Below are 13,254 nucleotides of genomic sequence, written 5' to 3' on the forward strand. Positions count from 1 at the left end.
GGTGCCGGCGTACAGAGGTCAGACGCTCTCGGGCCCGGTGTCCAGGCGGGCGTTGAACGCCTTTCGCATGGACCGGCTGAAACGCTTGGCGGACCTGTCGCCTGTCGCCTCCTCTTCGCGGTAGCCACCGCAGGCGGCCCAGTACCCGCGGCCGACTTCCTTCTCCATGAACGTCTTCGTCATGAAGTCCAGTCGCTTCCCGCGGGCGAGGCCCAGCCTGTCCCTCAGAGCAAGGGCACACGCCTGTTGGTTGGCGTTGATGAGCTCCACGAATTTCTTCTCGTCTACCTCCTCATCCATCCACTCGGGCATCCACAGCTTCGCGAGGTGAGGACGGTTGGTCAGGTGGGTCAGCCAGTCGTGATGGATCTGGGCGACGATCGCTTCGTTGCGCTGTCGCTGGTGTAACTGCCTTTGCACGATCAGGGCGACTCCGACGGCTGCGACAACAAGGATGGCGTACGCGATGTTCATCCGGTGGTCCCTTTCTCGTGGTGTGTCTTCGTGGGTCAAGCCGACGCGGGGCGCGCCCCTCCAACGGGAGATGAGTGAGGAGCTGCCGCCCCGCGCCGGGGCTTGGAACCGTCCAACGGGCGGGGCCGAAGCAACCGGCCCGCCGGACGGTGATCTATGCTGCGACGGGCTCCCGTCGCGGCGGGTGGAGCACGCCGGTGCGCGGCAGGTCCTGAAGCGCGTCGAGGTTGAGTGTGGCGACCACAGGCAGGTGGTCGGAGAGGGCCCGCGTGGTCTCCGTATCCACCACCTCGTAGGTGCACAAGGCGGGAGCCATGGCGGGTGAGAGCAGCACGTAGTCGCTCCGGTGGTCCCACAGCTCCGCCTTGTTCCAGTAGCCGGCGGTCCGCTGGGCCGGTTCGTGGAGCTGGACTGGCGGATCTATGAATCCGGCCTTGATCAGGGCGGCCATCGTCCGGCGATCCAGGCCGCCGTAGCTGCCATCTGCCCGGACCAAGCGGTGCCTGGACTGCAGTTGGCGCGGGAACCGGGTCCAGTCCGGGGCCTTGCATTTGAGCCCGACGGTGTTCAGATCACCGATCAGCAGCGAGGCATGCTTGGGGGCGGCGTACTCGGTCAGCCAGCGAGCCTCGCCCAGCCGGGCATCCCCATCCACCGGATTGAGATGAGTGTGGAGCACCCTGATGTCGAGGCCATCGATGGAGAGCACGGCGCGAGATGCGGTGTGGTGAAAGGCGCCGGACACCGCGTGCGCACGGAACCGCCTGCACCGCACCCGCGGCTCCCGGTACAGCGTCACCAGGTGACACCCATGGTTGTTCGACGGCGCGAACAGGGGCTGCATCCCCAGCGCCCATGCGGTGTCGTACACCCGGGCCATGTCATCGCGGTCCCAGTGTTTCGCCTCCTGGAGGCCCAAGACGTCTAGCTGCAGACCGGCCAGAACCTCCATCTGGCCCTGCCAGCGGTCGCCCGAACCGTTGAGGAGGTTGTAGGTGCCCACCCGGAGAGTCATCGCAGACTCCCGGCAGCCGACCTGGACGCCTCTTCGCGCACCCCGAGCAGGCCTCGCGCCTGTCTATCAGCGGGCTCACCACCGAATTGGAACCCCTTCAGGGAGTGCTCGGTCTCGGCGTGGAAGGCGGTTACCTCGGTCCAGTAGCCCCTGGCGGGGGGCCGGGGACGCCGGTGTCGGCTGCGCATCTCGTTCACGCGGCGGGCTCCCCCGAAGTCGTGCTGATCTCGATCTCGAACCACACGTCCTTGCCTTCGGCGGTGGGCTTGACGCCCCAGGAGGTGGCCAACTCCCTTAGGAGAACCAACCCCCGCCCGCTCTCGGCGGCCCAGTCCGGAGCGCGAACTACCGGCAGGTCGGTACTGGTGTCACTGACCGTTACGCGCACGCCAGCAGGTTGACGTTGGAGCGTGAGGACGCAACTCGCGGACTCCGTGTGCTTGTCCACGTTGGACAGCAGCTCGTTAACACCCAGCGTCGCAGCTTCCACTAGCTGGTCGAAGCCCCAATGACGCAGGTGCGCTCTGACCGTCCAACGTAAGACCTTGAGGTCCTGCGGGTGAGCAGTCAGCTCCTGCCTGTACTCCCTGATTGCTGCCTCTGCCATGACGGTCATGGCTCCTCCAGCGCCCTGCATCAGCGCATAGCGAACGGGCCGACGCTCTGTTACCGACTGAGCGCCATAGGTGAACTCGCAACAGGTTGGACCCAACTATGATTGCTGCGCAACCTCATCGAACTACAAAATTGGAGAACTGCAAGAAGCGGCTTAGTCCTCTGGCATATGCCGTCCATTGGAGGGGTAGTGTGCGCGACACTGGTGCCCAACACACCTGCAGAGGGAGTAGCGTTGCCAAGCCACCCACGACCGACAGTGCGACGCCGGAGGCTCGGCAGCGAGCTCAAGCGGCTACGTGAAGAGGCCGGCGTCAAGATGGAGGCAGCCGCCGAGGAGATCGGTGGTGACAAGTCCAAGATCAGTCGACAGGAGAACGGACGGCAGCGCGTCACCAAGCTGGAGATCCAAGCCCTGCTCGACCTCTACGGAGTCCAGGACCAGCGGCTCAGAACCGCCCTGACCACGTTGGCGCGAGAAGGACGACGCAAGGGCTGGTGGGCGCAGTACAGCGTCATACTGCCTGACGGGTTCCAAGAACGGCTGGCCATCGAATCCGACGCAGCCCGCATCCACGTCTTCCAGCCCCTGCTGGTTCCTGGTCTCCTCCAGACCCTCGAGTACGCGACGGAGTCCATCCGGGCCGTCGAGAAGAACGCCGGAGAGGAACAGATCGAGTCCTACGTCTCGGTTCGCATGAGCCGTCAGGAGATCTTGCGTCGGGACAGCGCGCCCCAGTACGTGTGCATCCTCGACGAGGCCGTGCTCCGGCGCGAAATCGGAGGCCCGGAGACGATGGCTTCACAGCTTGAGAAGCTGATCGAGGTGAACAGCCCGCCGGAACTGACGATCCAGGTCATTCCCTTCGGTCACGGCTGGCACGCGGGACTCGACGGAGCGTTCAGTCTCTACTCGTATCCGGACCCGATGGATCTGGACGTCGTCAACCTGGACTATCTCGACGGGGCGCTGTATCTGGAGGAAGATGGCCCCGTTGAGCGCTACAAGCTAGCTTTTGACGACCTCCGAGCATCCGCCCTACCGTCACGGCGGTCTATGGAACTGATCTCGCAAGTGGCGCGAGACTTCAAACAGAGAACTTAGAGGCAGGTACACCAGATGATGCGGCACAACCTCCCCGAGGACGCGTGGAAGAAGTCCTCCTACAGCGGCGATAACGGGGGGACCTGCGTCGAAACCCAGATGACCGCCGACGACCTCGTTGCCGTCGGCGACAGCAAGGACCGCGCCTTGGGCGCCCACACCTTCGGACCGGCCCAGTGGCAGGAATTCGTCACAGCCGTCCGGAACGGTGCCCTCTGAACGTGGGTGCCGTTCTCCGAGAGAAGAGCAACCTGGACGCGATCGATTTGAGCGCCCCGCACAACCGCATCGAGATCACGCACCTCCTCTGAGGCGCGGCCTCCATGAGGAACGTCTCAACTCCCGACGACCTGCCACTCCTCTACACCACAGCGGAGTGGCAGGCGTTCAAGCTCGGTGTTCACATGGTGAGTTCGACGCATAGCTTCCGGAGTTCGCCCCCGTCTCCACCACCAGTGGAGACGGGGGGCTCATCGTTGTAAGGGCGGTCGCCAGCGTGGCGGGGCGCGGGAAGCTCCTCATACGCGGTTCCTTGGGTGTGCGGCCGCGGCGGGATGCCGGGCACATCTGGTGGGAGGTCCGTCGGGCCGCTCACAGGTGGAGCAGCTTACCGATCAGATCACGCAGCCCCGCGCCGCTGCACCACTTGCTCTACGCTGCCCGCGCGGGTAACTGCGTGTCGGAAGACTTCAGCACACTTCCGGGGGGCCGAATGGTTCACGGTGCAGGAGCGCATAGATGGCACAGCTTGTAGTGGCGGCCGCCCTTCGGACCGGTCCGGTCAGTGATCCATTTTCGGGCCTGCTGTGAGGTCATGGCCTCAAAGCGCGGATAGTCGCCTGACCCTTCGAAGTCGTCTTGGGAGCTGTGTGGGTCGACGGTGTGGCTGAAGGCGTGCAGCGCGCTGGTGTAGGCGTCGCCTGTCGGCCGCGCGTAGCTGGAGGGGATCTCACGTTTGACCACGGAGCAGGTGGTCTCGTGGAGGCCGTTCCGTCCCGCGGTGAACGGATAGCTCTCCGGCTCCTGCAGTCGATTCCAGCGGGCGTCCGAGTCATCCAGCAGGGCGTCGAACCAGGAGCGGCGTTCCTCGCACAGTGCACACCCACCGTTCTGGCGACACACGGTGCGCAGTTCGTCAGGGTCTTCTGCTTCAAAGCACCGGAGCGGGTTATAGAGAAGATGCGCCGCCTTCAACAGCACACTTTGTGCATCGCGCGCGTTGGTCCGGCCGTGGTGGATCCCGTCCAGCAGCTCCAGAACGGCCGGCAGCTCCACGGTGTAGCCCCAGCCCTCGCGAATTGTGCGCCGACGCTCCTGGGCGAACAGCTCGCCGAAGCCCATGCGCACGGCTGACAGAGTCCCGGTGGCGAACTCGAGATCGACCGCGGCGCCGCCGAACGAGTAATCCGGCGGTACCGGGTCGGGCCCCCATGGCTCCAGCCCGTCGTCGTACTCTCCGAAGGTTTCGGGCGGGGCGCTGATGCGAGGCGGTGGCACCAACTGGCGCTTCGCGGTGGCTCGCGGGTGCCCTCCCGCACGCCGTGCTCTTTTTTTCGGCTTCTTCTTCGGCACCTGAGCCCTCCTGCTCTCCGTACGTCTGCCCTATCAACTACTGGACACCAGGCTGGTCAAGCACTGCGGCTCGCCGATGGCCAGCTGTCAGACTTGAGCGAGGTCATGTCTACTACGGGTGACGGCCCGATGCGGATGGCTGATCACGGTCTCGCACCGTCCGAGCGATGGCCGCCACAGTCGCGCGATGGACGCAGGACTCGGTGGTACTGGCATGATCCCGGTCCTTGGCCCTCAGTCGATGGCGGCAACACGCCGCCACCCGCGCGCTGGCCGCCACTGGTCTTCCTATCCCGGCACCGCGGCCACACCGGAGGGGGACACGCTCGCCGCGGTGAGCAGCCGCCTGTACGCGCTAACCCCGTGGGCGCCCGGCCGGATGGTGCCCGCCCACTCCTGGAGCCGTCAGCAGGCCGCCTCGGTCGGTGTGCTGCTCGCCGAGCTGCACTGCGCTCGCCGTCGCCATGCCTCCCACGCGTCGGCAGCGGCTGAGTACGTGTTCGGCTGCCCGCGCACCACACCCTTCGCGGGCGCAGAGCCTTTCGGCGAGCGGCACGCCGCGTTCGAGGCCGAAGCCCGTGCGTTGCTCGACGCTCACGCGCCGGTTGTTCCCTGATGGAGGCCGCCGTGTTCACCGTCCTGCTCGCCTGGTCCCCTTGGGCGAGCAGGACGGGCATCAGGTGAGCACGCCGACGCGAGCGGCGAGTCCGCGGAGTTCGGTGGTGGTACGCCCGGAAACCAGTAGCTCGGACACCAGGGCTCTGACCGCTGGGCGGGTCTGGGTCTCCTCGCGGGCATGCTTTTCGGCGGCCAGCAGAGCACGAATGCATTCGTCGCGGCGACTCCACCGCCAGCACGCGGTGGCGATGTCGGTGAAATAGCGTGCACGGCGCTCCGTGCTGGGCAGCCGGTCAGGCGCCACCGACCGGGCCGCGGCGAGGGCCGCTGACGGATTCCCCGCCGAGTTCTCAGCGGAGATGCGGTGGAGCTGGACAGTGGTGAAGCTGAAGCCGCCGTGGTCGCGCAGCAGCGGGGTGGTGTCGCCGAGCTCGGTGGCGATGGCGGCGGCCTCGTCGGTCAACTCGCGCATCCCTGCCGTGTCGCCGACGCGGGCGGCGGTGTAGGCGGCGGACTGGATCAGCAGCCCGCGCGCCGCGGCACGGTCCAGTCCGCCCGCGTGCAGGCTGGGATGGTCGGCGGCAGTCAGGGCGATGGACATCGCCTGCTCATGACAGCCCGATCGTCGGGCAAGGACACTCTGCTGGCGGCAGGCTTCGGCGGCTAGCAGGGCGTCATTGCTGGCTTCGGCGGTCTGGCGAGCGCGGCTGGCAGCCAACTCGCCGAGTTGCTGCTCGTCGAGCTTGATGAGCATGCGCGTGGCCAGCAGGTAGCTCTGCGCCAACAACGCGCCGAGCTCGCTCCCGTCGTCGATCGCGGCGCGTGCGTGCCCGGCACAGATGATCCGGGGCAGGCGGACGGCGAGGCTGCTGTAGCGGCACGCGTGAAAATCGGCGAAGGCGCGGGAGAGATCGGTACGCAGGGCTGCCGTCGGCGGGACGGTGGTGCCGGTGTGCAGGCCGAGCATCGCGTCCCGGACTCGGCTCACGAAGGCTCCTCCGAGGGCGGCTTCGTTCACCGGGCGGCTGCTGACGCAGGCCAGTGGGGCGACAGCTGCTGTAGCGGCGGTGACCGCGAGGTTCGCCAGTAACTGCCGTCGTCGCACCGGACCCTCACCACCCTCCCGAGCCACTCCCGCCAGCCTAGAGCCGGGAAGAGAGGGGCAGGCGGAAATTGACCCGATCGCGTGCCCGTACTGAACACCTGACCGAGAGATCAGGCCGGGCGCCTAGAGCGGTCGCCACCAAACATGATCTGGTGACCAACTTGTCCTGCGGCGACCCGAAGGTCCGTCCATGCCTCCTCGTCCAGATGAGGGGCCAGCTCAGCTCCTCGTGGGGCCGGGGTGTGCGTTGGCCGCGTACCCGCATGGGCTCCACCCGGGCCACCGCGCGGCAGCGCCCCACTCTGCCATCGCCGTAGATCACCGCGACATCCAGCGGCTCCGCGCGTCGCCGCCCCTATTCGCGAACTCCCACCGCACATCACACCGAACCAACGCGGCGAGCATCCCGGGATCAGGTGAGGACGCCGACGCGGGCGACGAGTCCGCGGAGCCTCCCATCGGGCCCATATGCGGAATGGGGGGCCAGGAAAAGGCAGGGCCGAGAGCAGGACGGCGTTGCATCGCGTCCACGCGCCGATCCCCAGGGACTCGGGTTCGATCTCGTGTCTGATCAGTCAGGTCACGTTCGGCGGTCGGCCGAGCCAGAAGGCGGCGACGGAGGGCTGGTCGATTCCGGCGGTGGAGCCGTCGTGAGGCAGGAACTCGGTCGGAGCGATGTACCCCTCGCCCGGTTCGAGGCGGATGCGCAGGCAGCGCAACGGGTGTCCTGCGGCGACGTACTGGCGTAAGTCCTCGGTGTGGGGGTAGTGCCGCTCCAGGTCGGAGTGGAGCGCGTGGCAGATCTGCTGAATGTCGTGGTCGCCAATGAGCAGGTAGCGCGGGCCAGGACCGAGGTTGAGGCAGAGCCGTCGACGGCCCTGGTGGCGCCTTGGGTAGGGCAGCCGGTCGAAATTGTCGACGTGGAGGCCGATGCGGCGCTCGGTGGCGGAGTCCTCGGTGGTGGTGGCCCAGTTCCCGGGGCTGGCCGTGCAGCCAAGGAGCTTGGTGGGCCAGCGGCCGTCGAGGGGGTCCAGGCGGGCGGCGGCTTCGAGACGGCCTGCCGGGTCATCCGGGCCGAGGTTCGGAAGCGGCCGGCGTACAAGTTCGATCCGGAGGCTGTCGGGTGTCGAGGTGTCGGCACGGTGCTGCTCGGCGTCGGCGGCAGTGAGCGGCTCCCAATCGCCGCTGCGGACGACAGCGCCGTCGTCGTACCCGGGTTGTGGGTCAGCCGGACGGGCACGATGTCGCACCGGGCGCGTAGGTCGTCGAACTTGTCGAATACGAGCCGTGGGCCCATGGCTGCGCCTCCCGGGGGACAGGTGCGGGTTACTTGTCGTCGAGGTCGTCGCCGTAGGTGACGTCCAGCTCCGCCGCGAGGGCCTCGGCCATCTGCAGCGTCTGTGCCCGGTCGATGGTCACCTGCTTGAGCGAGGCTAGGCCCCGGAGTTGGGAAAGGTTGTTGCCGCGCAGGTCCATGCCGATGTATTTGCCGCCGTTGAACTCTGTCAGCCGTAGGTCGCAGTCGTCGAGCAGGGCCGCGCTGAGGTCGGCCGCGGCGAACGTGGTCTCCCGCAGGGAGCACTGGGAGACGATGACGGGGCCGGTGGCGCGGATGCCGGTGAGGGTGCTGTAGTCGAGCTTGCAGTTCTCGAACAGGACGTTATCGAGGGTGATGTCTTCCAGTGTGGAGCCCATTAGCTTGCAGCTGTGGAAGACCGTGCGGGAGACCTTGCTGTCGGACCAGTGCAGGGAGGCCAGGTCGCAGCCGGTGAATTCCACGGAGTCGACGCGGAGCTTCTCCAGCCGGGCGCGCTGGGTCTTGAGCCCGGTAATGCGCCCGTCCATCAGGTGTGTGTCGGCCAGGTCGAGCGTGCGCAGGGCCGCGTCGCCGTAGTGGAACTGCGCGACGCGGCCGCGACCGCCTTCGAGTGAGGCAACGTTGGACAGGTACATGCCGGGCTGGTCTTCCAGCGAGGGCAGGGCGACGCTCGTGCGGCGGATCGTGCGGGTTCCCATCGGGATGCCTTCCAACGAGGTGGGTCTGGCGTCCACACTCTCTGCCAGAGTGGTCACCCTGCCGGACACAGGTTCAGACGACGCCTCGGAGGGACAATGGCCCATCCGCAGATCAGAAGTTCCTCAGTCTCTGCTGTGCGTTTCAACCCGGATTACGGGGAGTTGTGGTTTGATGAGCTGCAACAGGCGATGCGTGTCCACGATCTGTACGACCAGCTGAACCTGCACCAACGTGGCCGCGTGTGGACACGGGAGGAGTTCATGCTCGGCTTCGTCGGCGATGTCGGCGATTTGGCCAAGCTGGTGATGGCAGAAGAGGGTGCTCGGGAGGTACCGGGTGGGCGTGCAGCACTGGAACATGAGCTCGCAGACTGCCTATGGTCGGTGCTCATCCTGGCCCACCGCTATGACGTCGATCTGGAGGTGGCGTTCCGCCGCACGATGGCCGAGCTCGGCACAGCGATCAACACACGGCTCCCGAAGAACGAGGGAGCTGTCGCGCCTGCGGGTCCAGCCAACTTGGAGGACGAACTCAGGGAGGGGGCGATCGGGCAGAGCAGCTTGTGTTCGGACGTTGCGCCGAAGGCGACACCGCCCCCGTGAACGGGCTCGACCAGTGGAACGCCCAGCCGCCGCTTGCCGCGCCGACCGACGCTCGCCCGGCTCTGTCATGGAGGGCCGGGCAGGCGTGGGGGTGGTCGAGCTGGGCTGCGGAATGGACGTCTGCACAAGCTGCGGGCGGCGCGGTCACACTGTGCTACACCTCATCCGCCACAAGCGTCACGGAGCGCGGCTCGGCGATCAGAATTTGGACCAGCGTCTGCAGGTTGGCAGCCAAAGATGCCTTCACCAGAACCAGATCCCCGGCCGTCAGCAGACCCCGGAGCAGGCTCTCGGCGGCCGCCGGGTCGGGTACCAGGTGGGTCACCGCACCAGTCTGCGCGGCGCCGGCGACCATTTCCGCGGCGTCCCGGCCGCCGATGCACACCACGACGTCGGTCCCGACCTGGCCAGCCAATACGCCAGCCGCCCGGTGCTCGGCTGCAGACTGGTCACCAAGTTCCCCCATCTCCCCCAGAACCGCTACGGTCCGGCGGCCGAGGCCCATGGCGGCAAGCGCTCGCAAAGCGGCGGCCACGGAGTCGGGATTGGCGTTGTACGCGTCGTCGATCACCGTCACGCCGTCTGCGCGCTCGTGCAGTTGCATGCGGCTGCCCGTCCGTGCGACGGCCGAGCTGAGCGCCTCGGCGATCTGTGCGGTGGTCATGCCCAGCGTGTGGGCGACCGCGGCAGCGGCGAGCGCATTGGCCACGTGGTGTTCCCCGAGCAGCCGCAGGCCCACCGATGCTTTGCCATCGGGCGTGTGGAGCTCGAAGTGCGGTCGGCCACCGGTGTCCATCTGGACAGCCTCTGCCCGGAACTGCGCCTCGGTGGCGTGGCCGAAGAGCAGCACGGGTGCCGCACTGCGGACGGCCATCGCCGCGACCAGCGGATCATCTGCGTTCAGCACTGCCACACCGCCCGGAGCCAGGGCCTCGACCAGTTCGCCCTTTGCCTGGGCGGTGGCCTCAAGTCCACCGAACTCGCCGACATGCGCGGCGCCGACGTTGAGCACGAGCGCGATATCGGGAGGCACGAGCTCAGTCAGGTGGGTCAGATGACCGGCTCCCCGGGCGCCCATCTCCAGGACCAAGTACCGGGTGTCGTGCGAGGCGCGCAGCACGGTCAGCGGCAGGCCGATCTCGTTGTTCTGCGAACCGTGCGTGGCCACCGTCGGGCCCATCCGTGCGAGCACGTGCTCGAGGAGGTCCTTGGTGCTGGTCTTGCCGCTGGAGCCGGTCACGCAGATCCGGGTGATCCCAGTCATGCCGTGGATTGTCCAGGCCGCGAGCTGACCTAAGGCCCGCTGGACGTCAGGTACCACGATGGCGGGAGCCTGCACAGGGCGGGATGCCAGTACGCACACCGCTCCGGCCGCCACAGCGGTGCCCGCGAAGTCATGCCCGTCGAGATGCTGACCGGCGAACGCGATAAACAGGCTGCCCGGGGTCGCCTGCCGGGAGTCGATGATGGCAGGCCCTGCCACCACCGTCCCGGGATCGGGGACTCGGCACAGGTCCCCCTGTACCACCTCAGCGATCTGAGCGACGCTCATCGGAAGCATCAACAGCTCCCTCCAGAAGATTAGAGACCTCTCAACCTACCCGGCCCCGAACGCCGCTGGACGCAGTGACACCAATAGGGACAAACCACACCCCATGGCGGCGAGGACCACCCGCGACCGAACAGGGAGGAACTTCCATGACCACTATCGCCGGAATGATCCCGGACACCGGCCTGAAGGCGGGCATGCGCCCGGACGCCACCGCGCTGAAGCTGGGAATGCGGCCCGACGCGGGTGCCCTGTAGGCCGGTATGCGTCCCGACGCCACCGCGCTGAAGGCCGGCATGAGGCCGGTGGCCCAGTGCCGGATGTGCAGGGCCCGGCACCGGCGGTCGATGACGACGGCGCTGCACGTGACGTGACCGGGCAGCGTCGTGTGGGCGGTCACGTCGGCGGGCCCCTCCAGCGCGGCGAGCAGCCCGGCCAGGGCGTCAAGCTCGTCAGGATGGCGGCCGAGGTACACCTCGACGGTCTTGCGGATCGCGGAAGAGCTGGGGGCATGAGCGTCGTCTCGCATTCGACGTGGGGCGGTTGTGAGGGCCGGGCTGTGGAACTCGCGCTGCTCAACTCGTCGTTTCCTGGTCGGGCGGCTGGGCGCCGCAGCAGCCAGCCGCGGCTTTCGGCAGGTTCCCGGCCCCATCGCTGCCACGTTCGACGTACGTCTATGAGTTCCCCTCGTGGACGTGATGGTGGTGTCGCTGTGCTCAACGACGCCGCACCGGTTTCGAACACCTGCGCTTTCGGGCGGGTTGCGCACCCTCGAGTTGGGTGACTTTTCGGAGGTGCGCGGTGCACCGAGACCCTTGCCGTGCAAGAGCACACGTCCGGTGGTGTATTGGCCGAAACGCCGACGCTCAGGTGTCGTCCGTTCCGGCTCACGTCGGGGCCGGTTCGTCAGCGGGCTGGCACGGCGTCGGGTACCGCCGGGCGAGCCCATTGCCACTTACGGGCGCTCCACGGCTTCGGGGTAGGGCCAGCGGTACCGCGGAGGCACGCCAGGCGGTGGTCCGCTTCGGCGCGGCCTTCCGGGCTGGCGGTCGCGTGGCGCAGGGCGAACAGGGCGGTGCACTGGGAGCGGACGTCGCGGATGACCTGGTAGCCGTGCCAGGTGGTGACGTCGTGGCCGTAGACGTGAGCGAAGGCGGTGTAGTCGTCGGGGCTGGCGCCGAAGACGTCGCGGTGCCAGGCGGCGGTGGCCTGGTCCCATTCGCGGTGGCCGATGGAGAGTCGCTCCCAGTCGATGAGGAACGTCCCGGCCGCGGTCGCCATGGTGTTGCCGGGCCCGGCGTCGCCGTGGATGACGCAGACGTGGGTCGGCCAGTCAAGGGCGAACCACTGCTCGCGAAGCCGGGAGGCGTGGGCCGTCAGCCAGTCCTTCTCCTCAGGGGTGGTGTGGGCGGCGGCGATCTGGGCGGGGAAGCGGGCGAAGGGGTCGTGGGCGGGAAGGATGAAGTCGGTGGGCGCCGGGAGGTGGTGGAGGACGCGGAGCATCCGGGCGACATCGGCGGGGCTAGCGGGAGTACCGGGGCCTAGGTCGGTCCAGAAGGTCACGGGGCGCCCGGCGGCCATCACGGGTTCGGGCCGACGGGGCAGGGGGACGGGGACGCCGTTGCCGTAGAGCCAGTAGGTGCCACGGATCTCGTTCAGGGCGCTGGTCTCAGTGCCGGGCTGGTGGACCCGGGCGACGACACCACCGGGTAGGCGCCAGATGCCGTTGTCAAGAGCACGGATCAACTGCGCCTGCCCGGCGTCGAAGCCGGCGCGGAGGCAGGCTTCCCGCAGGGCGGGGCGGGTTTCCTGGCCACTGTACGTAAGAGTGCTGCTCATCGGGTGTGTCCCTGGTCGGGTGGTGGACGGGGGGCTGGAGGTGTGTGGCTGCGGTCGGTGCCGCGCCTACGGGCGGGCGGCGGCCGAGCGGGAGGCATGGACGATCTGACGGGCGGTGCGGAACATCTCGGCGCCGTGGGCATCATCGGGGAAGCGTTCGACGACGCGGTGGTGCACGTACTGCCGGTACGCCAGTTCGGTCAGGCTGCTGAAGACCGTCATGTCGAGCTGCTTCTGGGAGGCGAAGCAGGCCAGGGCGGCCTGCTTGGCGGCCAGGAGGTCGGGGGTGCCGACAAAGTAGAGGTTCGGCTCGAAGTCGTGGCTGTAGGGGGAGCGGAAGTAGTACAGGTCGTCAGCTTCGCGCAGCGCCACGGTGGTGACCTCGTCTGCCGTGATGCGGTGGTCGAGGTGCTGGTCATCGGGGAAGTGGGTGTAAACGACGTCGGGGCGTCGCTCCCTGAAGACGCGGAAGAGCTCCCGGTTGATCTCCACGCGCCGTTCCACGAACTCGTTGTCGGGGATCCGGGAGAAGGAGTACTGCGCGACTCCGAGAAGTGCGCCGGCGGCCAGGCACTCGGATCGGCGCTGTTCGGCACCCTCGGGGGTGGATGCGCCGGGGCTGAGGCAGTGCACCCGTACGTGGTCGCCGGTGAGGGCGTGATCGCGCATGCGCATGCCCATGGCGATTTCGGCGTCGTCGGGATGGGCCACGACGATCAGGACGTCGGTCACGGGTGGGCCTT

Annotated in this window: 14 protein-coding genes; 4 read left to right on the forward strand and 10 right to left on the reverse strand. The window is 67.6% G+C overall.

Annotated features, from left to right (window positions below):
- Positions 1-18 precede the first annotated feature (18 nt).
- From EEJ42_RS15550 to EEJ42_RS15560, 3 genes are all read right to left on the reverse strand, one after another.
- Positions 19-474 carry a DUF6082 family protein gene (locus EEJ42_RS15550; RefSeq protein WP_123100529.1) on the reverse strand — a complete coding sequence of 152 codons (456 nt, stop codon included), beginning with the start codon at positions 472-474 and terminating at the stop codon, positions 19-21.
- A gap of 154 nt (positions 475-628) precedes the next feature.
- On the reverse strand, positions 629-1,477 hold the full coding sequence (locus tag EEJ42_RS15555; protein WP_123100563.1) for an endonuclease/exonuclease/phosphatase family protein: 849 nt from the start codon (positions 1,475-1,477) through the stop codon (positions 629-631).
- A gap of 205 nt (positions 1,478-1,682) precedes the next feature.
- On the reverse strand, positions 1,683-2,105 hold the full coding sequence (locus EEJ42_RS15560; protein ID WP_246096747.1) for an ATP-binding protein: 423 nt from the start codon (positions 2,103-2,105) through the stop codon (positions 1,683-1,685).
- 234 nt (positions 2,106-2,339) lie between these two features.
- Here EEJ42_RS15560 and EEJ42_RS15565 point away from each other — a divergent pair, with 234 nt between their 5' ends.
- Positions 2,340-3,209: a helix-turn-helix domain-containing protein gene (locus EEJ42_RS15565; RefSeq protein ID WP_246096748.1), complete on the forward strand. Its 870-nt coding sequence runs from the start codon at positions 2,340-2,342 to the stop codon at positions 3,207-3,209.
- A gap of 15 nt (positions 3,210-3,224) precedes the next feature.
- Positions 3,225-3,428, forward strand: a complete 204-nt coding sequence (locus EEJ42_RS15570; protein ID WP_123100531.1) for a DUF397 domain-containing protein — start codon at positions 3,225-3,227, stop codon at positions 3,426-3,428.
- A gap of 498 nt (positions 3,429-3,926) precedes the next feature.
- On the opposite strand, the gene EEJ42_RS15575 is transcribed toward EEJ42_RS15570, so the two are convergent.
- A complete protein-coding gene (locus tag EEJ42_RS15575; protein WP_148081960.1) occupies positions 3,927-4,781 on the reverse strand; it encodes a hypothetical protein in 855 nt (284 codons plus the stop codon).
- A 334-nt stretch (positions 4,782-5,115) separates the two neighbouring features.
- Here EEJ42_RS15575 and EEJ42_RS50875 point away from each other — a divergent pair, with 334 nt between their 5' ends.
- Entirely contained in the window at positions 5,116-5,397 is a 282-nt protein-coding gene (locus EEJ42_RS50875) for a hypothetical protein (RefSeq protein WP_184503103.1), read from the forward strand.
- 60 nt (positions 5,398-5,457) lie between these two features.
- On the opposite strand, the gene EEJ42_RS15585 is transcribed toward EEJ42_RS50875, so the two are convergent.
- From EEJ42_RS15585 to EEJ42_RS15595, 3 genes are all read right to left on the reverse strand, one after another.
- Positions 5,458-6,387 (reverse strand): XRE family transcriptional regulator, encoded by a 930-nt coding sequence (locus tag EEJ42_RS15585; protein ID WP_246096749.1) that lies wholly within the window; start codon positions 6,385-6,387, stop codon positions 5,458-5,460.
- A 692-nt stretch (positions 6,388-7,079) separates the two neighbouring features.
- On the reverse strand, positions 7,080-7,754 hold the full coding sequence (locus EEJ42_RS15590; protein WP_123100534.1) for a hypothetical protein: 675 nt from the start codon (positions 7,752-7,754) through the stop codon (positions 7,080-7,082).
- A gap of 76 nt (positions 7,755-7,830) precedes the next feature.
- Positions 7,831-8,520 (reverse strand): pentapeptide repeat-containing protein, encoded by a 690-nt coding sequence (locus EEJ42_RS15595; protein WP_123100535.1) that lies wholly within the window; start codon positions 8,518-8,520, stop codon positions 7,831-7,833.
- A 135-nt stretch (positions 8,521-8,655) separates the two neighbouring features.
- Between EEJ42_RS15595 and EEJ42_RS15600 the strand changes: the two genes are divergently transcribed.
- A complete protein-coding gene (locus tag EEJ42_RS15600; RefSeq protein WP_246096750.1) occupies positions 8,656-9,123 on the forward strand; it encodes a MazG nucleotide pyrophosphohydrolase domain-containing protein in 468 nt (155 codons plus the stop codon).
- Positions 9,124-9,277: 154 nt separating this feature from the next.
- On the opposite strand, the gene EEJ42_RS15605 is transcribed toward EEJ42_RS15600, so the two are convergent.
- The 3 genes from EEJ42_RS15605 to EEJ42_RS15620 all read right to left on the reverse strand — a co-directional run bounded on the left by EEJ42_RS15605 (position 9,278) and on the right by EEJ42_RS15620 (position 13,243).
- Positions 9,278-10,684, reverse strand: coding sequence for a UDP-N-acetylmuramoyl-tripeptide--D-alanyl-D-alanine ligase (locus EEJ42_RS15605; protein ID WP_123100537.1), 1,407 nt, complete (start codon positions 10,682-10,684; stop codon positions 9,278-9,280).
- Between the two features lie 894 nt (positions 10,685-11,578).
- Complete coding sequence (locus EEJ42_RS15615; RefSeq protein ID WP_123100538.1) at positions 11,579-12,511, reverse strand: phosphotransferase family protein; 933 nt, start codon at positions 12,509-12,511, stop codon at positions 11,579-11,581.
- Positions 12,512-12,577: 66 nt separating this feature from the next.
- Positions 12,578-13,243: a PIG-L deacetylase family protein gene (locus EEJ42_RS15620; protein WP_123100539.1), complete on the reverse strand. Its 666-nt coding sequence runs from the start codon at positions 13,241-13,243 to the stop codon at positions 12,578-12,580.
- Positions 13,244-13,254 lie beyond the last annotated feature (11 nt).

Source organism: Streptomyces botrytidirepellens (assembly GCF_003721215.1).
Lineage (GTDB): Bacteria > Actinomycetota > Actinomycetes > Streptomycetales > Streptomycetaceae > Streptomyces > Streptomyces himastatinicus.

Coding starts and splice junctions, on each gene's coding strand:
- EEJ42_RS15570 (WP_123100531.1), top strand. CDS start 3,225: ATGATGCGGCACAACCTCCCCGAGGACGCGTGGAAGAAGTCCTCCTAC.
- EEJ42_RS15560 (WP_246096747.1), bottom strand. CDS start 2,105: ATGACCGTCATGGCAGAGGCAGCAATCAGGGAGTACAGGCAGGAGCTG.
- EEJ42_RS15605 (WP_123100537.1), bottom strand. CDS start 10,684: ATGCTTCCGATGAGCGTCGCTCAGATCGCTGAGGTGGTACAGGGGGAC.
- EEJ42_RS15550 (WP_123100529.1), bottom strand. CDS start 474: ATGAACATCGCGTACGCCATCCTTGTTGTCGCAGCCGTCGGAGTCGCC.
- EEJ42_RS15595 (WP_123100535.1), bottom strand. CDS start 8,520: ATGGGAACCCGCACGATCCGCCGCACGAGCGTCGCCCTGCCCTCGCTG.
- EEJ42_RS15615 (WP_123100538.1), bottom strand. CDS start 12,511: ATGAGCAGCACTCTTACGTACAGTGGCCAGGAAACCCGCCCCGCCCTG.